At 48.8% G+C, this 22,275-nt stretch carries 22 protein-coding genes and 1 tRNA gene; 10 read left to right on the top strand and 13 right to left on the bottom strand.

Annotated features, from left to right (window positions below; all coding sequences use genetic code 11):
* Window positions 1-259: 259 nt before the first annotated feature.
* Both ACO0K3_RS15105 and ACO0K3_RS15110 read right to left on the bottom strand, forming a co-directional pair.
* Window positions 260-1,036 carry an enoyl-CoA hydratase gene (locus ACO0K3_RS15105; protein ID WP_422985978.1) on the bottom strand — a complete coding sequence of 259 codons (777 nt, stop codon included), beginning with the start codon at window positions 1,034-1,036 and terminating at the stop codon, window positions 260-262.
* Between the two features lie 114 nt (window positions 1,037-1,150).
* The gene (locus ACO0K3_RS15110; protein ID WP_422985980.1) at window positions 1,151-2,353 is read right to left on the bottom strand and encodes a murein transglycosylase A; all 1,203 of its coding nucleotides are present in this window, start codon (window positions 2,351-2,353) and stop codon (window positions 1,151-1,153) included.
* Window positions 2,354-2,365: 12 nt separating this feature from the next.
* On the opposite strand from ACO0K3_RS15110, the gene ACO0K3_RS15115 reads away from it, so the two are divergent.
* Window positions 2,366-2,497: a hypothetical protein gene (locus tag ACO0K3_RS15115; RefSeq protein WP_422985982.1), complete on the top strand. Its 132-nt coding sequence runs from the start codon at window positions 2,366-2,368 to the stop codon at window positions 2,495-2,497.
* A 73-nt stretch (window positions 2,498-2,570) separates the two neighbouring features.
* Here the strand turns inward: ACO0K3_RS15115 and apaG are convergent, their stop codons facing one another.
* Window positions 2,571-2,945 carry a Co2+/Mg2+ efflux protein ApaG gene (gene apaG, locus ACO0K3_RS15120; protein ID WP_422986387.1) on the bottom strand — a complete coding sequence of 125 codons (375 nt, stop codon included), beginning with the start codon at window positions 2,943-2,945 and terminating at the stop codon, window positions 2,571-2,573.
* Between the two features lie 150 nt (window positions 2,946-3,095).
* Here apaG and rpe point away from each other — a divergent pair, with 150 nt between their 5' ends.
* The 6 genes from rpe to trpC all read left to right on the top strand — a co-directional run bounded on the left by rpe (window position 3,096) and on the right by trpC (window position 8,829).
* Window positions 3,096-3,764 (top strand): ribulose-phosphate 3-epimerase, encoded by a 669-nt coding sequence (gene rpe / locus ACO0K3_RS15125; protein ID WP_422985984.1) that lies wholly within the window; start codon window positions 3,096-3,098, stop codon window positions 3,762-3,764.
* Between the two features lie 251 nt (window positions 3,765-4,015).
* A complete protein-coding gene (locus tag ACO0K3_RS15130) occupies window positions 4,016-4,687 on the top strand; it encodes a phosphoglycolate phosphatase (RefSeq protein ID WP_422985986.1) in 672 nt (223 codons plus the stop codon).
* Window positions 4,688-4,923: 236 nt separating this feature from the next.
* A complete protein-coding gene (trpE, locus tag ACO0K3_RS15135; protein ID WP_422985988.1) occupies window positions 4,924-6,420 on the top strand; it encodes an anthranilate synthase component I in 1,497 nt (498 codons plus the stop codon).
* Window positions 6,421-6,987, top strand: a complete 567-nt coding sequence (locus tag ACO0K3_RS15140) for an aminodeoxychorismate/anthranilate synthase component II (RefSeq protein ID WP_422985990.1) — start codon at window positions 6,421-6,423, stop codon at window positions 6,985-6,987.
* A gap of 1 nt (window position 6,988) precedes the next feature.
* Complete coding sequence (trpD, locus tag ACO0K3_RS15145) at window positions 6,989-8,026, top strand: anthranilate phosphoribosyltransferase (RefSeq protein ID WP_422985992.1); 1,038 nt, start codon at window positions 6,989-6,991, stop codon at window positions 8,024-8,026.
* Window positions 8,027-8,028: 2 nt separating this feature from the next.
* The gene (trpC, locus tag ACO0K3_RS15150) at window positions 8,029-8,829 is read left to right on the top strand and encodes an indole-3-glycerol phosphate synthase TrpC (protein ID WP_422985994.1); all 801 of its coding nucleotides are present in this window, start codon (window positions 8,029-8,031) and stop codon (window positions 8,827-8,829) included.
* A gap of 156 nt (window positions 8,830-8,985) precedes the next feature.
* On the opposite strand, the gene ACO0K3_RS15155 is transcribed toward trpC, so the two are convergent.
* From ACO0K3_RS15155 to ACO0K3_RS15165, 3 genes are all read right to left on the bottom strand, one after another.
* On the bottom strand, window positions 8,986-9,612 hold the full coding sequence (locus ACO0K3_RS15155) for a hypothetical protein (protein WP_422985996.1): 627 nt from the start codon (window positions 9,610-9,612) through the stop codon (window positions 8,986-8,988).
* A gap of 195 nt (window positions 9,613-9,807) precedes the next feature.
* Window positions 9,808-11,715 carry a M61 family metallopeptidase gene (locus tag ACO0K3_RS15160; RefSeq protein ID WP_422985998.1) on the bottom strand — a complete coding sequence of 636 codons (1,908 nt, stop codon included), beginning with the start codon at window positions 11,713-11,715 and terminating at the stop codon, window positions 9,808-9,810.
* A gap of 33 nt (window positions 11,716-11,748) precedes the next feature.
* On the bottom strand, window positions 11,749-12,198 hold the full coding sequence (locus tag ACO0K3_RS15165) for a DUF3429 domain-containing protein (RefSeq protein WP_422962017.1): 450 nt from the start codon (window positions 12,196-12,198) through the stop codon (window positions 11,749-11,751).
* A 342-nt stretch (window positions 12,199-12,540) separates the two neighbouring features.
* On the opposite strand from ACO0K3_RS15165, the gene ACO0K3_RS15170 reads away from it, so the two are divergent.
* On the top strand, window positions 12,541-15,219 hold the full coding sequence (locus tag ACO0K3_RS15170; RefSeq protein WP_422986000.1) for a PAS domain-containing sensor histidine kinase: 2,679 nt from the start codon (window positions 12,541-12,543) through the stop codon (window positions 15,217-15,219).
* 13 nt (window positions 15,220-15,232) lie between these two features.
* Here ACO0K3_RS15170 and ACO0K3_RS15175 read toward each other — a convergent pair whose 3' ends face one another.
* From ACO0K3_RS15175 to ACO0K3_RS15185, 3 genes are all read right to left on the bottom strand, one after another.
* Window positions 15,233-15,868, bottom strand: coding sequence for a nucleotidyltransferase family protein (locus ACO0K3_RS15175; protein WP_422986002.1), 636 nt, complete (start codon window positions 15,866-15,868; stop codon window positions 15,233-15,235).
* Window positions 15,869-15,945: 77 nt separating this feature from the next.
* Entirely contained in the window at window positions 15,946-16,662 is a 717-nt protein-coding gene (locus ACO0K3_RS15180; protein ID WP_422986004.1) for a DsbC family protein, read from the bottom strand.
* Window positions 16,663-16,708: 46 nt separating this feature from the next.
* On the bottom strand, window positions 16,709-17,923 hold the full coding sequence (locus ACO0K3_RS15185; protein WP_422986007.1) for an FAD-dependent monooxygenase: 1,215 nt from the start codon (window positions 17,921-17,923) through the stop codon (window positions 16,709-16,711).
* Window positions 17,924-18,072: 149 nt separating this feature from the next.
* On the opposite strand from ACO0K3_RS15185, the gene ACO0K3_RS15190 reads away from it, so the two are divergent.
* Window positions 18,073-18,148, top strand: a tRNA-Phe gene (locus tag ACO0K3_RS15190).
* Between the two features lie 98 nt (window positions 18,149-18,246).
* Here the strand turns inward: ACO0K3_RS15190 and ACO0K3_RS15195 are convergent.
* The 3 genes from ACO0K3_RS15195 to ACO0K3_RS15205 all read right to left on the bottom strand — a co-directional run bounded on the left by ACO0K3_RS15195 (window position 18,247) and on the right by ACO0K3_RS15205 (window position 20,322).
* Window positions 18,247-18,873, bottom strand: coding sequence for a tyrosine-type recombinase/integrase (locus ACO0K3_RS15195; protein WP_422986008.1), 627 nt, complete (start codon window positions 18,871-18,873; stop codon window positions 18,247-18,249).
* A 73-nt stretch (window positions 18,874-18,946) separates the two neighbouring features.
* Window positions 18,947-19,435, bottom strand: a complete 489-nt coding sequence (locus ACO0K3_RS15200) for a hypothetical protein (RefSeq protein ID WP_422986010.1) — start codon at window positions 19,433-19,435, stop codon at window positions 18,947-18,949.
* A 596-nt stretch (window positions 19,436-20,031) separates the two neighbouring features.
* Entirely contained in the window at window positions 20,032-20,322 is a 291-nt protein-coding gene (locus ACO0K3_RS15205; protein WP_422986012.1) for a tyrosine-type recombinase/integrase, read from the bottom strand.
* Window positions 20,323-21,097: 775 nt separating this feature from the next.
* Between ACO0K3_RS15205 and ACO0K3_RS15210 the strand changes: the two genes are divergently transcribed.
* A complete protein-coding gene (locus ACO0K3_RS15210; RefSeq protein WP_422986014.1) occupies window positions 21,098-21,238 on the top strand; it encodes a hypothetical protein in 141 nt (46 codons plus the stop codon).
* Between the two features lie 622 nt (window positions 21,239-21,860).
* On the opposite strand, the gene ACO0K3_RS15215 is transcribed toward ACO0K3_RS15210, so the two are convergent.
* Window positions 21,861-22,250, bottom strand: a complete 390-nt coding sequence (locus ACO0K3_RS15215; protein ID WP_422986016.1) for a hypothetical protein — start codon at window positions 22,248-22,250, stop codon at window positions 21,861-21,863.
* Window positions 22,251-22,275 lie beyond the last annotated feature (25 nt).

Genomic DNA, 22,275 nt, shown 5'->3' on the forward strand with positions numbered 1-22,275 from the left:
AATCGTTTTGTTTGTCAGCAGCAAAGAAGCGAGATTATGAAGCACTTCCTACTTTTCGTCAACACCTTTTTTAGCCGCTTTCGCTAAACACGCTTACTACGCGCACTTAACTCTTCACTTCTAAAACCTGCATTAACTGCTTCACTTTCTTTTCTTGCCTTCCCCGCCTCTCGACGGGAGCCGAACTATAGCAAATCTCCCCCTACCTTGCAAGAACTTTTGACCGATATTTTATAAATAATATGCGGCCAACTGCTCCCTACTGGTTTTTGAAATTCGCCGGACGCTTTTCCATGAAGGCTTTCATACCTTCTTTCTGATCCTCCGTACCAAAGCTGCTATGAAACAGACGGCGCTCATACTGAACGCCTTCGGATAATGTCGTCTCATAAGCACGGTTCACTGAATCTTTAACCATCATGACGATGGGCAGAGACATGGATGCAATCACCATTGCAGCGCCGATGGCTTCTTCCAGTAATTTATCCAGTGGCACAATACGCGATACCAATCCCGCACGCTCAGCCTCAGCAGCATCCATCATGCGCGCCGTCAGGCACATATCCATGGCCTTGGATTTCGAAATCGCTCTTGGCAATCTTTGTGTGCCACCTGCGCCAGGCAAGGTTCCCAATTTAATTTCCGGCTGACCGAATTTTGCATTTTCTGCCGCGATAATAAAGTCACACATCATCGCAAGCTCACATCCACCACCCAAAGCATAGCCGGCAACTGCCGCAATCACTGGCTTGCGAATTTGACGAATTTGCTCCCAGTTACGGGTAATGTAATCATTCTTATAGGCATCCATATAAGAATAATTCGCCATCGCACCGATATCCGCACCCGCAGCAAATGCTTTTTCGCTGCCGATAATTACGATACAGCCAATCGCCTCATTCAAATCGAATGCCTTCAGTGCAGCACCCAATTCATCCATGAGCTGATCATTTAAAGCATTTAAGGCCTTAGGCCGGTTTAGTGTAATGACACCGACCTTATCCTTCGTCTCAACAATAATATTTTGGTATTCCATGCAAGCCTCCTTATTTATATGAGCTATATACATTAGCTATTGATACACACTTTAAATTAACGATGACATCTGAGTCACTACTGAACGGGCCTGTCAGCAGCTTCGCAGCTAAGTTCAATTAATAGATTTCGGCAGCAATACCCACAACATGCCGCGTTGTTTCATACGACCAGCCTGCTCACCGGCTTCGTTACCAAAACCCCAAAAATAATCCGCACGCACAGCGCCTCGAATCGCACCACCGGTATCTTGTGCCACTACGAGCTTTTGCAAAGCACGTGTACTGTTAGGCTGTGTGGTCGACAAAAAGACCGGAACACCCAGAGGCAAAAATTGCGGGTCAATCGCGATTGAACGCTGTCCCGTCAAGGGAACACCCAAAGCCCCCTTTGGCCCTATCGCCGGATCAAGAATTTTTTCCTCTTTAAAAAATACCACGCTAGGATTGACGTTCAATAACTCATCCTGGCGACTTGGATTTTTAAGCAACCATTCCTTAATGCCTTGAGCAGATGCCTGCTCCAGTTTGAGTTCGCCTTTATCGACCAGATAGCGTCCGATCGATTTATATGGATGCCCGTTCTGATCGGCATACGCGAGCCTAATGACTTCATTTGTGTCGCTCAACGCAACGCGCCCGGAACCCTGTATCTGCAAAAAGAAAGCGTCGATCGCGTCATCGACCCAAACCAATTCCTTGCCCGCAATAGCAGGCAAAATCTCAGCACGCGATGCATACGGCACGACTTTATTTCCGACAACCCGCCCGCGCAGCCGCAAATTTTTCAACTCCGGATACAAACCAGACAAATCAATCGTCAACAAATCAGGAGGCGTACGATATAGAGGCGTCTGAAATGCACCGCCACGTTTTCGCGAGCCCTTTAACAAAGGCTCATAATATCCAGTAATCATACCCTCGCCAGTCCCATCGGGATTACTTACCTGATGCGGCACAAAGAAAGATTCAAAAAAAAGTCGCACAGCCGCATTATCTTTTGCCTCGACCTCTTTAGCGATAGAGCATGGCTCTTTCCACTCAGGTTTAGTGCGCAATGCAGAACAAGATGCCATAAATGCAGGCCAAGCCTCGGTCAAATCATCCTGCTGCCACCCAGGTAAAGCGCTAAAACTTGCTGGCTTCAATATGTCTGTATTTTTTATCGCCGCAGGCGTTGTCCCGGTAGTGACCGGAGCCGGTATGGCTGAAGTTACAGGCGAAATCGCCACAGACGTTCTATCAATCGGGGCTGACGTACATGCAGCCAGCAATACGGCAACAGCAGTCAGGGGTAGAATTGCGGAAAATTTCAACATAAGGAAATCAACATGTGGTTATTAGCAATAGAAGCCGGTGTAGCAATGTTCTTGCTCGTATTTATTGTCTGGTGGACGATGTTCCAGGGACGCGGCTCTGAGAAACCGCCAGTAAAAAAAGAGCAAAAATCCGATCCAGAATAGATCTGGCTACCGTCTGGCAGTCAGCGCATCGAAACTGACTCTGGTAATCGCATCAAGCTAGCCATAACGGCGACTAATGCAAAGTACGCGGCAAGGACAGAACGAACTCCGGGATCGGTGCATCAAAGCGATGGCCATCTTCCGCAACACAAAAGTAGCTCCCTTTCATACTACCTTGCGGCGTCTTCAGCTCGCTACCGCTGCTGTATTCAAAACTCTGCCCGGGTTGCAAAAACGGCTGATGTCCAACGACACCAAGCCCTTTCACTTCCTCCACATGATCTTTCGCATCAGTAATAATCCAGTGACGTGCAATCAGCTGCGCTGGCACTGTGCCGGTGTTTTTGATCGTCACCGTATAGGCAAACACAAAACTCGAATGATCAGGATTCGATTGTTCTTCTAAATATTTCGTTATTACGGAAATCTGCATTTCATACGCTGCCATAGGTTCTTTCAACGGTTCTGTTCCTTATCATGATTACGCATATTGTAGTCTGACGACGCATCGGCCACATCGCTCCTAGTCATCATTCATCATCATCTTACCGCGGGCAGAAGAGTAAAATAGCGCATCTCGACTCCACTTGCATTGACTATGACCACTTATCGTATCGCTCCTAGCATTCTCTCAGCCGATTTTGCTCGCTTGGGGGAAGAAGTTCGCAACGTTGTCGCCGCTGGCGCTGACATGATTCATTTCGACGTCATGGACAACCATTATGTTCCCAATCTGACCATCGGCCCGCTCGTCTGCGAGGCCATACGCCCGCACGTTCAGGTACCGATTGATGTACATCTGATGGTCAAACCCGTAGATCGCATTATTCCCGATTTTGCCAAAGCCGGTGCAAACCTGATTAGCTTCCACCCAGAGGGCTCCGAGCATATTGATCGTAGTTTACAACTGATCCGCGATCACGGCTGCAAAGCGGGTCTGGTGTTTAACCCGGCGACACCACTGCATGTGCTGGAACACGTCATGGACAAACTCGATCTGATTTTACTGATGTCAGTCAACCCGGGCTTCGGCGGTCAATCGTTTATTCCTCACACCCTGAAAAAAATCGCTGCTGTCAGAAAACTGATCGACGAATCAGGTCGCGACATCCTGCTGCAAGTCGACGGCGGCGTCAAAGTTGACAACATTGCCGACATTGCCCGCGCCGGCGCAGACACGTTTGTTGCAGGCTCGGCCATCTTTGGCAAACCGGACTACACGGCAGTGATCAACGCGATGCGCGCTGAATTGGCAACAGTGGGATAAATTCAGGACAAACACGCAGTGTTTATGCGCCTTATCGAGCACTATTGCCCGCAAAGGCGCATGGATACTGCGGGTTCGATCTTAGAAAATTTTCAAATTAGTTAATTCTCTCTTTCTGACAAAAGATCTCATTAGATGTACTCATGTTAAATACCGCCAGCTCATTTACATCGTTGGTTACATCGTTGCTTACTTCTTCAGCCATATCGTTTTACTAGATAAGCCCCGTCCCCTTAAGCACACACAACTCCATGCTCAATCATATCCATGCCGTCATCATTGATCTCGATGGCACAATGCTCGATACCGCACCTGATTTTCTGATCGCGATTAATCGTATGCGCGCCGAGCTGGGATTGGCACCGCTGGATATCACAACGATTACCAACTTTGTTGGTAAAGGTTCTGAAAATCTGATTCATCGCGTGCTGGCAGTGGATTTTGATGAAGCGGCTATTACCATTCGCTTTGAAGCCGCACTGGCCGCTTATCAGCGCCATTACCTTGCGATTAACGGTGATTACAGTACGCTTTATCCCAAAGTGCTCGAAGGCTTGGATGCGATGCGTGACCGCGGTTTGCGGCTCGCCTGCGTGACGAATAAGCCAATGAATTTCACGCTGCCTTTGCTGGAGAAAAAAGGCTTGCGCGACTATTTTGAAATCGTTTATGGCGGCGACTCTTTCCCACGCAAAAAACCGGATCCGATGGCGCTATTACAAGTCTGTAGCGATTTTGCGCTGAGTCCTGCGCAAGTCTTGGCCATCGGCGACTCATCGAACGACGCACAAGCGGCTCGTGCAGCAGGCTGCCCCGTGTTGCATGTACCCTACGGCTACAATCACGGCGAGGCTATACAAAATGTTGATACTGATGGTATAGTCGGCAACCTGTGGGAAGCAGCACAACTACTTTCTGCATGAAATTCACACTGAATTCAACTAACGTTCTCACTCTAACGAATGTTTCCCGATATAAAACGTCTCGCAATCACACCAGGCACCTTTGAGGCCTGGCTATGGCGATGCTGGCAATCTACCTGATGCCGCGCAGGCGTTTGCTCGCCCTTATCCCTTGAGCAAATGTCTGAACACGTTTTTTTCATCTAGTCTTATCCGCCTTCATCCTCAAATTGTATAGAGGCGGCTGAAAGCACATCATGACCGAACTCGAATTTAAATCGCTGGCCGCGCAAGGCTACAACCGTATCCCTATGATCGCGGAAGCTTTCGCCGATCTGGAAACGCCTTTAACTCTTTATCTGAAATTGGCGCAAACCCAGAACACTGGCAAGAATACCTTCCTGCTGGAATCCGTCATGGGCGGCGAGCGCTTTGGCCGCTACTCCTTTATCGGCCTGCCAGCCAATACTCTGATGCGTAGCTACGGTAACCGCAGCGAAGTCGTCAAAGACGGTAAAGTGATTGAAACCGTTGAAGGAAATCCACTCGAATTCATCGCCGAATTCCAGTCGCGCTTCAAGGTTGCGCTGCGCCCCGGATTACCGCGTTTCTGTGGAGGACTTGCGGGCTATTTTGGCTACGATGCGGTGCGCTATGTCGAAAAACGACTGGAACACAGTGCCCCCAAAGATGATCTCGGCTTACCCGATATTCAATTGCTGGTGACTGAAGAACTCGCCGTCATCGACAATCTGTCAGGCAAATTGTATTTAATCGTGTATGCCGATCCCACTCAGCCCGAAGCCTGGTCCAAAGCCCGACAGCGGCTGAAAGATTTGCGCGCCATGCTACGCCGCAGCGTGGACGCGCCAGTCACATCAGCATCCGTCCGTACCGAATCAATTCGTGATTTCGCCAAAGCTGATTACCTTAAAGCAGTCGAAAAAGCAAAAGAATACGTCATGGCAGGTGACCTGATGCAAGTACAAATCGGTCAACGCATACGCAAGCCTTATGTTGATTCACCGCTGTCACTGTATCGTGCATTACGCTCGCTGAATCCATCGCCGTACATGTATTTCTACAATTTTGGCGATATGCAGATCATCGGTGCGTCACCAGAAATCTTAGTCCGTAACGAACAACTCAGTGACGGCAATAAAAAAGTCACAATACGCCCATTAGCAGGTACGCGGTCACGCGGCAGTACACCAGAACTCGATGCACAACTTGCCAAAGAATTGCTGGCAGATCCGAAAGAAATCGCCGAGCACGTCATGCTTATTGATCTGGCACGCAACGACGTCGGCCGTATCGCGAAAACCGGCAGCGTCAAAGTGACTGACCAGATGGTGATCGAAAAATACTCCCACGTACAGCACATCGTCTCCAACGTCGAAGGCATTCTGCAAGACGGTTTATCGAATCTCGATGTCCTGAAAGCGACCTTCCCTGCCGGTACTTTATCCGGTGCGCCGAAGGTCAGAGCCATGGAACTCATCGATCAGTTAGAGCCGACCAAGCGCGGCATTTACGGTGGTGCTTGTGGTTACTTATCCTTCGGTGGCGAAATGGATTTAGCCATCGCCATTCGTACTGGTGTTTTAAAAGATGGCATGCTGCATGTGCAGGCGGCAGCAGGGATCGTTGCCGACTCTGTGCCGGAAATGGAATGGCAAGAAACCGAAAACAAAGCACGCGCTGTTTTACGCGCGGCAGAACAAGTGCAGGATGGCCTGGACGGGGAGATATAAATGTTACTCATGATAGACAACTACGATTCCTTCACCTACAACCTGGTGCAATATTTTGCTGAGTTGGGTGAAGAGGTCCGCACCTATCGCAATGATGAAATAACGCTAGATGAAATCGCTGCGATGAAGCCCGACCGCATCTGTATTTCTCCCGGCCCTTGCACGCCGCATGAGGCCGGTATCTCGGTGCCTTTGATCGAACGCTTTTCCGGGCAACTTCCGATTCTTGGCGTGTGCCTGGGACATCAAAGTATCGGTGCCGCCTTCGGTGGCAAGATCATCCGCGCCAAAGAGGTGATGCATGGTAAAACCTCGCCGATTGCGCACACTGGTGTCGGCGTGTTTAGCGACTTACCCAGCCCCTACATCATCACACGCTACCACTCACTGGCGATTGAGCGCTCAAGCTTACCCGCTTGCCTGGAAGTCACCGCGTGGGCCGAAGACGGCGAAATCATGGGTGTGCGCCATAAGGAATTTGATTTGCAGGGTGTGCAATTCCATCCCGAATCAATTCTGTCTGAACATGGTCACGCGCTGTTGAAAAACTTTTTGATCGGAAAATAAGATGACCATCTCCCAACAAGAAGCATTGACGCGATTGATCGAACACCGTGAAATTTTTCACGACGAAATGCTGTATCTATTCCGCAAAATCATGGGCGGCGAAATGTCTCCTGTGATGATCACCGCACTGACCATGGGTCTGCGGGTGAAAAAAGAAAGCATAGGGGAAATCACCGCAGCAGCGCAGGTCATGCGCGAGTTCTCGACCAAAGTCCCGCTGGCAAATACCACGAACATGATCGACATCGTCGGTACCGGTGGCGACGGCGCGCATACTTTTAACATCTCTACCGCATCGATGTTTGTGACTGCTGCGGCAGGTGCGCGTGTCGCCAAACATGGTGGTCGTAGCGTGTCGTCGTCGTCTGGTAGTGCAGACGTATTGGAATCTCTGGGCGTAAATATCAATTTGCAGCCAGAACAAATTGCGCAATCCATCGCGCAAACTGGTATCGGCTTTATGTTCGCACCGAATCATCACGCTGCGATGAAACACGCTGCGCCGGTGCGCAAAGAACTTGGCGTGCGGACGATATTCAATATCCTCGGACCGCTAACTAATCCGGCTGGCGCACCTAATATTTTGATGGGCGTATTCCACCCCGATCTGGTCGGTATTCAAGTCCGCGTATTGCAACGCCTGGGCGCGCAACATGCGCTGGTAGTGTGGGGACGTGACAATATGGATGAAGTCTCACTCGGTGCACCCACCATGGTCGGCGAACTGGTGAATGGCGAAATCCGTGAATATGATATTCATCCCGAGGATTTTGGCCTGAACATGGTCTCCAACCGTCAGCTCAGAGTATCTGGCGCAGAAGAATCCAAAGCCAAAATCATGGAAGTCATGCACAACGTACCTGGTGCTGCGACCGATATCGTGAGCCTGAACGCCGGTGCGGCGCTATATGGTGCAGGTATCGCCGACTCGATCGCCGATGGCGTCAAAAAAGCACAAGCAGCCATCGCCTCCGGGGCTGCTCTCGCGAAGCTGGAGCAATTAGTACAGGTCACGCAGCAATTAGGTAAAGGGGCGTAATCGTGTCAGATATTCTGAATAAAATTCTGGCAGTCAAAGTCGATGAAGTCGCTGCTGCTAAAAAAGTTCAACCGTACACTAGCCTGCGTGGCGAAGTAGAAAGCGATACCGAAGCACGTACAACGATACGCGGATTTGAAGCCAGTCTACGAAATAAAATCAACGCCGGTCAGGCAGGTGTGATTGCTGAAATCAAAAAAGCGTCACCGTCCAAAGGTGTATTACGTGCTGACTTTAAACCTGCTGACATCGCGGTAAGTTATGCAGACCACGGCGCAGCTTGCCTGTCTGTGTTGACCGATGAACAGTTTTTCCAAGGTGCGCCAGACTATCTGAAACAAGCACGCGCGGCTTGCCGCATTCCCGCTCTACGCAAAGATTTCCTGATCGATCCTTATCAGGTATATCAGGCTCGTAGCTGGGGGGCCGACTGTATTCTGCTGATCGTCTCGGCACTCGATCACGGTCTGATGGCAGAACTCGAAGCTTGCGCGCATGAATTGGGGATGGATGTGCTGGTCGAGGTGCATGACGGCGAAGAACTCGACGCCGCCTTAAAACTAAAAACCAATCTATTAGGCATCAACAACCGTAATCTGCGCACTTTTGATGTGACGCTGGATACAACGATTGGTTTATTGCCACGCATCTCACCAGACAAATTAGTCATCACCGAATCGGGCATCATGGGCAACGCCGACGTCAAACGCATGCGGGATGCAAACGTCCATGGCTTCCTGGTTGGCGAAGCATTTATGCGGGCAGAAAATCCTGGGCTAGAATTACAGAAACTGTTTTTTTAATGTTGGTTAATGTTGATTGCGCAGTATTCATGCGGCTGATGGCGTGTTTTTGGCCTGCGAGGCGCATGAATACTGCGTGATTACATTGAAATTTAATCTCATAATTTGACGTCAGAGATACAGAAGCACGGCCCGAACTGGGACAGCGCTATAGCGCTACCACTTGCATCCTTTGCCCTTGATCGTATCGACCAGAACGGGTGCAATGATCAGCAACCCCTTCACCGTGACATTGCCGAATTTCATCCCTTCCGAACGCGCCATCATGCAGTCCTCACGATGTGCTTTGTCCAGTTCGGTTTGTAGTTTCATTTCTGGCGTCACGGTTATTTGCGCCAGTTGCTGTTGCTCCATTAAATCATGCTGACGCGTCTTTTCGCTTTGCTGAAAGTGTTGACGGATGCGTTCCAGATCTAAGGCTGAACTAGAAGCTGAGCTACGGGCTGAACCAAGCGCCTGAGCAGAGACTTTTTGGTCTTGATGTTCCGGATCTCGTGTGTGCTGCGGCGGTTGATCAACGCTGGGACGATCAGAGGCAGAATTCGGCGCGATTGCCCCACGTGTTTTGCGCTGAACAGCAAGAGAAGTCGCTTGCTCCGGTGCTGACGCAGACAATGGCGATGCTGCGTCTGGCCGGAGCTGCAATAGCGGTAGATAACACATACTTTTCGCCTCTGAATACACTACTGGCTCACGCATCAGAAGCAGTAAGCCCATGTGCAAGAGAAAAATCGGTAGCAGGATCAACAGACGCTGGCGATTGAAGGAAATTGGTTTATGCATCAGGATTTTCTGGATGATAAATCTCTGATATAGATTGCTTTAAAAAGTTTCCAATTAATCACATAAATATGCTGTTCGCATATTGAAGATTTCTCTATAAAAACAATAAAAATAGGGAGTATCCATAAAAAAATGGCTAATCCGCTCGTCTGATATGCGGATTAGCCATCTATATTCCCATACTACTACTCAGTATTATTTCTTCACGGGCTTTTGATAACTAGGCCGATGAGTTAACAAACGGGCTTTACTGTTCTCTTGTAAAGTCAGCGACAACGCAGGGATATCGTCGGCTTGCAGCTTGGCATGAACTAGCAGCAACTCATCACGACGGAAGGCATGCAATTGCACAGTCTCACCTACCGCATAACGACTCAGAGCGTTCGACAATCCATCGGCTGCATCGGCTGCGGTCACACGCAAATCATTGATGGCAATCAGAACGTCACCAGCGGATAAACCGGCGCGATGCGCGGCACGCGTTTCGTGGACATTCGCGAGTTTGCAATCATTGCCGTCTTTCGCCACGCGCACGCCGAGTGAGGCTTTGGCACGCTTGGCTCCTTTGCTTGCATCATTGAGTATGACACCAAAGTCTTCATACAAGCCCGCCAATGGCAGGTCATCGGTACCGCGTACAAAGCGGTCGAGAAAACGCTTAACCTTGACGCCTGTGGCTTGCTCGATGATCGCTTCGATTTCTGTTTCACTGAGACCTTGCTGTTTGCCGGACAAGGTTTTTTCATAGAAATCACGGCCGTATTTTTGCCATAAAGCGCGCATCACATCGTCTAAGGATTTTTTACCTGCGGTCTCTGCACGAATCATCAGATCCAGTCCCAGGCCGACTAAAGAACCTTTGGTGTAGTAGCTGACAATCGCATTCGGTGAGTTCTCATCCTGACGATAGTATTTGGTCCAGGCATCAAAACTGGAGTCAGCAACGCTTTGTTTTTTGCGTCCGGATCCGCGCGTCACCATATTGATGGTTTTTGATAGCAGTTTGAAATAACTGGCTTCATCAATCATGCCGGAACGTACCAGCATCAGATCGTCGTAATAACTGGTGAACCCCTCAAACAACCAGAGCAGGCTGGTGTAATTCTCTTGCCGCAAATCGTAATGGGCAAATGCTGCTGGCTTGATACGCTTGACGTTCCAGGTATGGAAATATTCATGGCTGCATAAACCAAGGAAGCTGCGATAGCCATCACTCATCTCAATCTGATTCTTCGACGGCAAATCAGCGCGATTGCAAATCAAGGCAGTCGAGGCGCGATGTTCCAGTCCGCCATAGCCATCACCGACAGCCATCGTCATGAAAACATAGCGATCCATCGGTGCGCGTCTGGCCTTTGGCTCAAAGAAGCTGATTTGCGCTTCACAGATTTTTTTCAGATCAGCGACGATGCGCGGCAAATCCAGATTCGGCACAATGCCCGTCACGACAAAATCATGTGGCACGCCATGGGCATCAAAACTCGCCATGACGAAATTGCCCATCTCGACCGGATGATCAATCAGCTCATCATAGTTGGCAGCAATATACGTTCCAAAGCCATAGCGCTTGGCTTTTAACTCCGGCAATGCTGTCGCGACGCGCCAGTTTTTGCATGCGATGTCATCCGCACGCTGAATGTCCACGATATGTGGCGCCATCTCCTGCCCGGCAACTTGCAAAAATACGCTGGTGCCGTTAAAGAAGCCGTGTTGCTGATCGAGATGCGCAGCACGTACCGACAAGTCCCAGGCATAAACCTCGTACTCAATCGTCAATGCGCCTTCGCAGGGAGCGGCTTGCCAGGTATGCTTATCACGCTTTTTCAGCGGCACTTTTTTACCTGCATTGTGCGCATGGATCTGTACGATATTGCGAGCAAACTCGCGGATCATATAGCTGCCAGGAATCCAGGCAGGTAGCGTGAGTATTTGCCCCGCAGGATCGGGGCGGGCGATACTCAGACGCACCTGATACAAGTGTCCGGCCAGATCTTTGGGGACGATATGATAGTGAATCGCGGAGTCAGTGGCGGCCTGGTTGGCCTTGGCTTGGCTCTTCGCAGTTAATTTGACAGAGGTCTTCTTGTCAGCGGCATTGGTCATGCTCTTTATTCTTTCTTGAAACGGTGATAATAATTAACGCACATTCGCGGCAACAAAAGTCAAGGCCAGCGCCGTCACCACCACGACGGTCAGGCGTAGCCGCAAGATAATAAACCAGTCTGGCAATTCGTAGCTGAGATACAGACGTTTATCGACTTGATAGGCAACGACAAAACCAACGATCTGCACCAGAAAACCGACACCCATGTTCACCATTGAACACCAAGCAATCATGGTCGGGATTACCCCCCAGATCAGTGCCTTACGGGTATCGGCTGTATCGCGATTCTGAGACATCAGAGCGACACCCCAATGCAGTCCTCCTAAAAACGACAAGATGATAATGCCGTAAGAAAGTTGCGCCTTGATAAAGTAACCCAACCAGTCAGGGTGCACGATCCAGCATGCCAGACTGAGCAGAATAAAAGGAATCAAACCGGAAAAACCGAGTTTATTCACCAGTTGTTTATTTGGAATATCCATTAATGATGTCGTTGTCTGCTTCGATTGTTAGTTTTATGAGCGCATTCTGTGTGCACCGGGCGAATCATCAAATTGATAAAACGCTAGCTTGATATTTTTTATGCTGCGACATAAAAGCCGATATTTTATGTGGATTTACCGACATTAGATATATTTAGACTAAGAACATCGCTAGCAAATGTCGTCGAGAGATGCCTGAAACAACGCTTTGTTCGTTAAAAATGGTGTACTGGTCACTTTTTATATGATTTGGCAGTTAAGATAAGAAAAAAATCAGGCATTGCTGGTGCTGATTTTATTTTTACTATTTACTCTCTGGCGACGCCCTCCCACACTGCGCAAATGACAGCTTTCAGCACGCCACTCCCTACGCATCAATCGGTCAGATTGCCTGTTGTGATGCGGCGTATTCTGGGAATTATCACCTTGCTTATCGCCGTACCGGCACTAGCGGTACAAGACTTGTCACGCCCGGTCAACATTACTGTCGCAACGGATAGCTTTGTGCTGTTCGGCATTGACGATCAGTTAATCGCAGTCACGCTGATCAGTCTGATTACCTTATTTGGCATGTTGTTATTTCTGATCCATATCCGAAAGAATGGACAGAAAGCATTAGAGCGTAGCGAAAATAATTATCGGGAATTATTCAATTTCAGCAGTGAAGCGATTGTGATCCGCGATCTGGAGAACGGTGATCTGATCGATATCAATATGCGCTTTACTGAGCTATACGGCTTCACAAAGACAGAAGCAAGCACGCTAAATATCGAGAGTTTCAGCGCGAATTATCCACCCTACACCGAAACCGAGGGACAGGCCTGGCTCAATAAAGCCATCAACGACGGCCCGCAGCTTTTTGAATGGCATGCACGGCACGCCGACGGCTGCCTGTTTTGGGTAGAAGTCTCCTTGCATATCGAAGAGCTCAACGGCAAACGCCGCTCCATCGCATCTGCCAGAGATATTACTGATCGCAAGCTGGCAGTCGCTCGTGTCAGCGCGATCGAACATCAGATGCAGCAGACTTACCAAAGCCTGCCAGTGGCGTTGTTCACCATCAATGCGGGCCATGTCGTCACGCAGTGGAATGCCTTGCTGGAGCAAATGACCCATACCAAGGCCGGTGACATCATAGGCACGACTCAGGCGTGGCGCGGCTTTTATCACGACGCACGTCCATGTCTTGCCAATCTGATTTTGAGCGGCTTGAGCATCGAGGCGATACAGTCACATTATCAAAGCAATGTTTTTTTAAGCAAAAACGTGGTCGGTGCGATCGAGACAGAGGGCTACTTTAGCCGTATCGGTGAGCATGGCAAGTGGCTGCATTTCACGGCCGTGCCACTGGTCGATGAGGTCGGCAATACGGTCGGCGCTTTAGAGACATTAATCGATATTACGGAACGAAAATTTGCAGAAATCGCCTTGCAAAATAGTGAGGCGACTTATCGCACGCTGATTGATCATGCACCTGAAGCGATCCTGGTACTCGATGTCGTCCAGAATAGATTTGTTGAAGCGAACCGGCATGCAGCAAAATTGTTTGGCTACTCGCAACTGGAGTTACTCAATCTCAATGCGCGGCAACTTAGTTCAGTGTTACAAGAGGATGGACAGGACGCCGCCGAGGTCATCAGAGGACATGTGGCATCCGCCTTATCGGGGCAGGACGTCCGTTTTGAATGGCTGTGTAAAAATGCAGGCGGCGCATCGGTTCCATGCGAAATTCAGCTCATCAAACTCCCTGGCAAACAAGAGGCTCAGCTAGTACGTTGCAGCATCCACGACATCACTGAACGGAACGCGGCGAAGCTCGCCATTCTGCGGGAAAGAAACTTCCTTGAGACCTTGCTCGAAGCGATGCCTATTCCGATTTTTTATAAAGATCGTGAGGGACGTTATCTCGGTTTTAATGACGCCTTTCTCAGCATGATGCATCTGCGCAGAGACGATATTATTCATAAAAAACTGGAAGACTGGGTAGACCAGGAGAGGCTTGCGTTTTATAGAGAAAAAGATCTGCAGCTATACGGGACTCAGGAAAAACAAATCTTCCAGCGACGCATCAATGAAACGTCCAGTGATCCCCGTTACGTGATTTTCCATCGCGCTGTCTTCAAAAATCAGCTGGGTGAGGTCGATGGCATGATTGGTGCAATTCTGGATATCACTGAATTAGAAAATACCAAAATCGCGCTGGAAAATTTGAATCAGGTGCTGGAGCATCGCGTCCTCGAACGCACGGAAGAATTGCAACAGGCGATGGAGCATCTGGTGCAATCCGAGAAACTCGCTGCGCTAGGCAATCTCGTCGCTGGTATCGCGCATGAACTGAATACGCCGATTGGCAATATCGTGACCGTCGCATCCACTTTAAAAGATGAGAGCACCGCGTTCCTGACTCAGCTCAATAGCGGCCAACTAAGGCGCAGTGAAGCGATTCATTCTGCCGAACTCATGAAACAAGCGGGTACGATGATTGAGCATAATGCGATACGCAGTGCGAAACTGATTTCTGATTTTAAGCAGGTCGCTGTCGATCAGTCGAGCGCACGTCGTCGCCTGTTTGATCTGGAAGCAACTATCAATGAAGTCATGACCACGCTGATGCCCATGCTCAAGCGCACCAGTCATCACGTCGATATCCAGATTCGGGAAAAGATTCAGCTCGATAGCTATCCGGGGCCGATAGAACAGATCATCACGAATTTAATTTCGAATTCTTTACTGCACGGCTTTGATCGTACGGAAAATGGCAAGATCACGATCTCAGCTCACACATTTGACAATGAGATTCTGCTGGATTATCGGGACAATGGTCAGGGTATGGGTGCCGATACCCTCGCACATTTATTCGACCCGTTCTTTACGACCAAACTTGGTCAAGGCGGCAGCGGCTTAGGTTTATATATCGTGTACAACCTGGTCACAGGTGTACTGGGTGGACGCATCACGGTGAACAGCAGTCCCGATGCGGGCGCACATTTTGCAATCGTCTTGCCGCAAAGCGCACCTTAAGTTTGAAACGAACTTAAGGCAGCAAATCTTCTGGTCGGTCGATGTCTTGCAAAATCCCCGGATCATCGACATCGATTTCAACAACAGGATAGCGTCGTAATAAATCTCTGGCACCCTGGTCACCGGACAACAAAAGCAACTCTGCCAAATGGGTACGCGAAAATGCCACGGGATTACCGCGCTTCCCCTGATAACACAACACGGCAATATCGGCACCAGACTCTAAAGCATATAGCAACTGACAGATCGTTGACGGCTGCACATAGGGCATATCCGCTAAGGCAATGACCCATCCTTGATAATCGAGACTCTGTTGCAAGCCATACACCAACGATGCCGCCATCCCCTGCTCTGCATGCGGGCAAACACCAATGTAGCATCCTGTATCTCGCAGTGACTGTGCAAGAACAGTCGTTGCCGGAGCTTGGGGGATTGCAGAGATTGAACAAGCTGAGGATGCTGGAATAACTGCCATGCTATCAGGCAGCGCCGCCAATAAGTGCCTGGCGCTGCTGACTGCCACGGTCTGCTGATCACTAACAGGCTGCAACAATTTGTTGCGCTGCCCGCTCTGATCAAACCGCCGGCCTTGTCCCGCAGCGAGCAAAATACCTCGCCACTTTTTGAGGAACTGTTGGCTCTCACTCATGCAGTAATATTAAAGAGGCTGAAGTGGCGGACGTAATGAAAGTGATACGAACGAGTAATCACTCTTAGTAGTCACTCTTATTTCAGGCTAGAGAATTTCTCTTCCAGACCTTTGACATCAACAGCACCAGGAATACGTGAACCATCGGCAAAGAAAATCGTCGGTGTACCATTAATACGTAACTTCTTACCGAGTTCAAAAATTTTCTCGTTCGGTGTATTACAGTTCGCCGCTGCAGTCGGTGCGACCTTGCCGTTCAACATCCATTCATCCCATGCTTTATTGCGGTCTGCAGTGCACCAGATGTTTTTAGATTTAACGCTGGAGTCTTCCGACAAGATGTTGTACATGAAAGTGTAAACCGTGACGTTGTCAACATCCTGCAAATTCTTACGGAAACGCTTGCAGTAACCACAGTTCGGATCTTCAAAAATCGCGATCACGCGTTTGCCATTTCCTTTAACTGTTTTAAGCGCCGATTCAAGAGGCAGGTCAGCAAACTTAACCCGGCTGAGTTCATCGACACGCACCTTGGTGTAGTTCGTCGCATTGCGGGCATCAATGACATTACCGATAAACAGATACTGGGCTTTTTCATCGGTATAAATGACATCGCTACCGACTCGCACTTCGAACAATCCTGCATAAGGGGTCTTGGTCACTGAATCGACTTTGGTGCCGTCATTCAAGCGAGGCTCTACCAATTTTTTTACAGCGGCTTCTTGAGCAGTCTCTGCCATGACACAAGTTGCCGATAACATCAGCAAAGCAGCGATAAGTGATTTGATTTTCATTAGTGTTCGTGTCCGTCAATTAAATACAAAAAAACAAAATAGGATGCTATTTACCCATTGCATGAGAAATCAGCTTTCTCTTTATGACAGGCAAACTATCCAGCAAGTTCAATCCCAGATTACGCACCAGACGCAGCGGCGCCAGATCAGTACCAAATAATCGTGCCAGACCATCTGTCGTCAACTGCATTAATGCCACCTCTTCCGTGCGTGCGCGCTGATAACGGCGCAAGACACGCGCATCGCCACAATCGCGATGCTCTTCACGTGCGGAGAGTACCGACAATAAAGCCTGTACATCACCAAAACCCAGATTCATCCCATGTCCGGCCATCGGGTGCACGACATGCCCGGCATCGCCAATCAAAGCCACCCGCGCTGCGATCATCGAATGTGGTCGCATCAAACGCAAAGGAAACGCTTTAACCACCTCTGGAACCAAAGGTGTTAAACGCCCGAGCACCTCACCACAATACGCAAATAAACGATCCGCCAGCGCCGTTAAAGGCTCACGCAACAACTGCTCAGCCAAAGGATCAGGTGCAGACCATACCAGAGACACGCGCTGCCCCGGCAGAGGCAAGAGCGCAATAATACCCAGATCCTCAACAAACCATTGATGCGCAATCCCGCGATGCGGTTTTTCACAAGCGAAATTCGTCACAACTCCCTGCTGCCCGTAAGAGCGATAGTCCAGTCCGATATCTGCCTGCCCGCGCACCCATGACTGAGCCCCGTCAGCACCGATCAACAAAGCGGTAGTTAGCTGATCACCCTTCTCAAGTTGAATACTAACTTCAGTGTCATTTACTGACATACGCGATGCACGTCCGGCGACTTGCGTAATGTTCTGCGCAAACTTCAATGCATTATCTAAAGCCTGGTTCAGATTTTTATCCTCAACAATCCAGGCCAGCTCTTGTACATGCGCGCCATACGCATCAAAGCCCAACTTACCATCCGACGCCGCGTTACCGCCAAACACCTGCATCGCCTCGACATTGGCAATCCGCTCATGATCCAGCGCACCCCAGACTTTTAAATCACTCAGCAAATCATGCGCCACGTGATTGAGCGCAAACACCCGCACATCCCAATCCTCAGAAACAGGTGCCGCAGATGCCGGCAAATGAGAAGGCGCATGCGAAGGTGCGAGCAAAGTCACACGCAAACCTTGCTGAGACAAACCCAAGGCAGCAGCTTTACCAACTGCACCATCACCAACAATACAAATATCGCTATGCACAGATTGAGTCGCCATCGCGCTATAAACCTTACAAACAGAGAAATAATCACTCCATTATACGGCAGCCAAAAAAGCAGCGAATTGACTCACAACAGGATGAGGGCGCAAGTTAATTCATAAAAAGCTTGCATATTAACGCCCACATCTCTATAATTCTTGGTCTTGGCCTGGTAGCTCAGTCGGTAGAGCAGAGGATTGAAAATCCTTGTGTCGGTGGTTCGATTCCGCCCCGGGCCACCAAGGAATATGCGGCTCACAGCAATGTGAGCCGTTTTTTTGCTCCGCAATTCTTGGCTTGCTCCGCAATTTCCATTTCATTCTTCAATTTTCTAAAATTATTACCTTGTCGGATTAACACGATCACCACGTCTTTTTTTAATGTAATGCTCTGTCATGGACAAGTTCTTGTGGCCAAGTTGTTTTTGCGCAGTTCTGATATCCCCACTTGCATCCGCGGTATCTGTTCCGGCCTTGGCGCGCAAATCTCGCAATTGGTACCTGTGCCTGAGTCCATGGGCTCCAGTTGACCAAGAGAACTCACTAAAAGACAAACGCGAAAATTGCTGCGAAAAGTTGTGACCTCCCACAATTCCATAGAGTTTCATGTAATGAATTCCCCGCGAAATTTTTCTTATTGGTGTCGGAAGTCTATGGTGCTCAAGTTCATCTGCAAGAAGCATTGACACACAAATTTTTCTTCGCAATCCTCCCTTTCCAGTTACAACATACTCAATAGAATTTTGAATTCCTACGAAACGCTCAGGCACCCAATCTCGACGATCTTCTGTGATTTCTGAAGCGCGTGAAATTGTATCTAGCTCAACCGCACGCAGTCCGCAGGTCGCCGCCAATCGAATTGAAAAACCAAGTTCTTGCGAAGCGACGTTTTGAAGATATCCAATTTGCTCGTTGCGATATGCCCGAGGTACGAGTAGCGAGTCGACAATACTGGCTATGTAATTCAACTTCAATCCAAACACGAGGGAAATGGATTGGTACGCATGCTAAGCTCGCTCCAGTAGTCAAAAGCACATATTTTCAGGGCTTCCTAGCTCTATCGCGACATGACAAAGAATGCTTGCCATCAGATGGCTTACACGTTTTAAAGTCAATCTCAAATTGACGTTGAATCTTTTCCAAATTATCCACCATTAAACTGGGAGTGCACCGCGCTGTACGCCAACAAAAATATTGAATTGCAACTTCACGTACCTTTGTAGCAGTAGTCAAAAAATATTTTTCAATAGCACCTGGACTCGTATTCAAAAACTTCACTTCCTTGGCGGCTATCAGTCGCTCATCCGAAAAATAGGAAAATAAGTAGATCACAGCCTCATCGTCATAGCCCGCTATTTCATCGAGAGCAATTTGTTGCCGCTCTGGAGTTGTAGTCATCTCATTAACCAGAAACTGAATTCGCCCCTTAGAAGGCGTCTTAGCTAAAGCGAAATCTGGCACTACTGCTATTGCACTAAATAGTGCAAACAAAAATATCACTGAGCGAATATTTAAATTCAACTTTGGCACTATATCCTCCCGTATTTTCAATCTTTCGCACAATGCGAACCTTCTCATAAAACTATTGACGACATTTTGACGACTTTCTTAGTTTAGTGCCAACAATCTCCACCCTTTGCCATACAGCCTTGAGGACTAGTGTTGGATCCGAGTCTTGCGACGCGGATCCAGCTGCACCGCTATTGATTGGAGTTAGGTAAGGGCGTCCATATGTTATGACGTCATTTACGTTTCTTTCGTCAACTACACCGTCCGCCTCCGCCATAATATTACCTTCCCATTTAGGAGAGGGCTTCCCGTCAGAGAAGTATTTATCCACGGGTATTCCATGTCCACTAAGCGCGCTAAGTGAATCCCTAATTGGGTATTGCCCCAAGCCGCGAGCAAACCAAAGCCATTCACGTCTTGCAGCGCCAACGGCAAACACTGGCAGGCCTATTGCAAGACGAATCGCGCGACGCCAGGCGCATAGTTAGTTGCATGGTTTTTCCTTAGCAGCTAAGTTAAAAATTCAGGAACCTCCCTATAACCCCAGCGGCTAGCTGGGGTTAGGGGAGGTTTTTTTTATTTAAAAAAAGAAGAATAAAAAAATAAGACCAACTAGCTTAGCCCTTCCATAAACCATCGAACCGATCCATGGAGAGCTTGGTGTATGCCACGGTATGCTGGATGTTTTTGTGGCCAAGGTAATCTTGAATCACTCGCGTATCGACCCCGTCGTTGGCCAACTTAAATCCGCAACCGTGGCGCAGCATATGAGGATGGATACGCAATTCGAAACCAGCTTTCTTCTCTAAACGCGCCAACGTTTTCCGAAAGCCATCTGTCGATAGTGGCGCTCCGCGTTCTGAAGTAAAGATGTACGGAGAACCCCGCGCGCTGTGGATGGTCGGCATCCTACGCTCGTGGCCACCACAACCAACATGCTTGGAGCATGTCGATTTTGGTGACCACATCACGTTAGGATGTGACTATGGATGCCGATGTTGCTTGGCATCTTTGATGTGCAAATACGTTGAACGTTTTTGCGTTACTTCTTTTACTGCGGCTGAAGTTGTGATGTTGAATCAGCGCTCAATTGCTTGAACGCTGTTCTGATTTGCCGTGAGGCTGTGATGACATTCGACCCGCGATTTTTTGCTTGTCTAGTGTCGGTTGCGCTTGTGTTCTACGTAGGCGCAACTTGGGTTTTCCCAAGCTTTTAGCCCGCTGCAGCAATGGGTGTCTGCAACTGATGATTTAAGTCCCTGAGGACTCCTGTAGAGAACCGAAGCTCCCTATGAACGAAGCGAGTTACCTCGCGAAGATACTGCTAGTTTTTGATACTTCCCTGCCACCAGCTAAGCAGTACTTGATGAGATTGCAGAATAATTCAGGATTTCACACTCGTCAAACACTGTCCGATTTACATCTGAATTTGTTTAACGAGTGTGGTTTTTTAACTCAAGTCTTGTGTATCTAGGGCTCAAATTCAAACAAATGTATGAAGGTTAGAACTGACCCTTGCCTCGATAGCGCACCAGCTAACGGCGAAGCGCGGCGGCATGCGACCTTAGGAGCACGCACCGTGACCCCATTCTGTTTTTTGTTTGACGTGGTTTTGTGCTGGTGTTTACGCGAGCGCAGTGACTTTGTTTTTAAGCTTGGCTGCAATGGTTTTTTGTTGCGGCCATGCGCTTTTTTTCTTCAACTGACTACTGGCGTAGCGCAGCAGCAAGCGACGTAGGAGCGCGTGCCGTAACCCTGACTAATGCCTTGCGCATCGAAGCGCACCGATATAGCTTGGCAGACGTGGAGGGGCGTAAGACATAACGCCTCATTATGCGAAGTTGACTCACCAAGTGCAGCGCAGCGTAACGACTGGGGCAATTTTGTATAATGCCGCGTTATGTTAAATGGTGGCTTTATCGCCATTTACCCCGGAGGGGCTGTGCTCTTGCGTTGCTGTTTTCTGACTGCCGACACCGTGCGGGTGTAAGCGACGAAGGAGCGCACTTTCGTTACTCCGTTTAGGCTCTGCTGATCGTCGAAGCCGCGAACATCAAGCACGGTTAGCGCGAGCCTGGCGCAGTGTTTGCACCGTGCGCCTGTTCAGTTTGTTTGCGCGGATTGCAAACAGTGTGACAGGCGGTTTGAGGGCTTTGCTGCTGGTCGTTTTTGCTGCTTCTGAACCATTCCATTCGGCGGAATACGCTTCGCTATTCGCGCCCTACGTATTACGCCTTACGGTCTTACGTATTACGCCTTACGGCCTTACAAAAGCTTACGCCTTACGGCCTTGTGACAGGCGGTTTACTTGGTGTGTTCGTTCTTAAAATATGGCACTTCAAGACTTGACCCCAGTCTTTGTGCCGAGTAACTCAATGGCTGGAGTGGTGCAATAGATAAAGCCCATTGCACCTTACCAATCCCTTACGCCTTACGGGCTTGGCTTCTAAACTACGATAATTTCCCCACCGGAAATTTGAATTAAATATGACTCGTAATCTGGCGACGAATCTCCATCAAATAAAATATACTCACCATGTTTAAAAAGTATTTTAAGCGATGCTTTTTTTACCCTTTGTACCGAATCTATATCAGCCATCAGCAAATCAACTAGAGCTGTCATTGAACGGGGATTTTCAGCCTCACACTTACCTAAACGTTCTCCGCAAAAATAAGTTGCATTACCTTTAATACAGATATTAATAGTTGAAGAACTTCCAGCCGTTGTTTGAGGCTTTGCAAACCTTAAGTTTGTCGTAAACGCGCCTATGCCAACCTCACCTAAATAATATCCAACCAATTGATTTTCATCAAAATTCTCCGGCAACTCATACATCGATCAAATCTCCTTTAAGTTACGA

Source organism: Undibacterium sp. Rencai35W, assembly GCF_049340185.1.
In the GTDB taxonomy this organism is placed as follows: Bacteria; Pseudomonadota; Gammaproteobacteria; order Burkholderiales; family Burkholderiaceae_D; genus Undibacterium.